Raw genomic sequence first — 1,107 nt, forward strand, 5'->3', positions numbered from 1 at the left:
GCTGGGTCACGCCAGTGGCAGTGACGGCGATATCGCCGGGGTGGCGCCCTGGCCGGAACTGGAAGGCAGCGCGCTCGACGCGCTGGATCGCCTGCTGGGCCTGCTGCGGGTGCTGGCCCGCTACCAGCGCGTGCTGGGCGAGGCGATGCCGCCGTCGCACTGGCGACAGCGCCTGCTGGCATTGCTGGATGCGCTGCTGCCGGTGCCCCCGCAGGCCGCCAGCAGCCAGCGTGCACTGGAGCGCCTGCGCAAGCTGATCAACGAGTTCGCCCGCGACGCCCACCAGGCCCAGTTCCAGGGCGAGGTGGCCCCGGAGGTGGTGCGCGCGCATTTCGCCGGCGTCCTGGCCGAGGCCGACACCCGCGCGCCGCTGCTCACCGGCGGCATCAGCTTCGGTCGCATGGTGCCGATGCGCCTGCTGCCGTTCCGGGTGATCTGCGTGCTGGGCCTCAACGACGGCGATTTCCCGCGCCGCGATCCGGCCGCCGGGCTCAACCAGCTCACGGCCGAACTGGGCACCGACAAGCGCCGGTACGGCGACCGGTCGCTGCGCGAGGACGACCGCTTCCTGTTCCTGCAGCTGTTCGCTTCGGCGCAGGACGTGTTCTACCTGAGCTACCTGGGCGCCGACCCACGCGACGGCAGCGTGCGCGAGCCCTCGGTGCTGGTCAGCGAATTGATCGATGCGGCGGCCGAGTACCACCAGGTGCCGGCCACCGCTGCCCGCCAGCTCACCGTGCGCCACTCGCTGCAGCCGTTCGCCCCGACCGCGTTCGGCGGCGGCGACGAGCCGCGGCGCTTCAGCTACCGCCAGCAGTGGCACCCGGCCGCCGGATCGCTGGGGGGGCGACGGCGCCCGCTGGCGGCCTGGTTCGACCAGCCATTGCCGCCCGCCGACACGTTGCCGGGCGAGACCGAACTCAGCCTGGATGCGCTGCGCCGCTTCCTGACCGATCCAGCCAGCCAGTTCCTGTCGCAACGGCTGGGGCTGCGCCTGCCCGACGACCTGGCCGACGCCGACGACGTGGAGCCGCTGGTGATGGCCGCGCGCGGCACCGACACCCTGCGGCTGCAGCAGGCGGTGATCGACGCCACCCTGGGCCAGGA

At 73.2% G+C, this 1,107-nt stretch carries 1 pseudogene; it reads left to right on the top strand.

The window, feature by feature from the left end:
• A pseudogene (locus DBR34_RS21970) lies at nucleotides 1-1,107 on the top strand (exodeoxyribonuclease V subunit gamma); the annotation flags it as partial.

Source organism: Stenotrophomonas sp. HMWF003, assembly GCF_003061285.1.
Classification (GTDB): Bacteria; Pseudomonadota; Gammaproteobacteria; order Xanthomonadales; family Xanthomonadaceae; genus Stenotrophomonas; species Stenotrophomonas maltophilia_AP.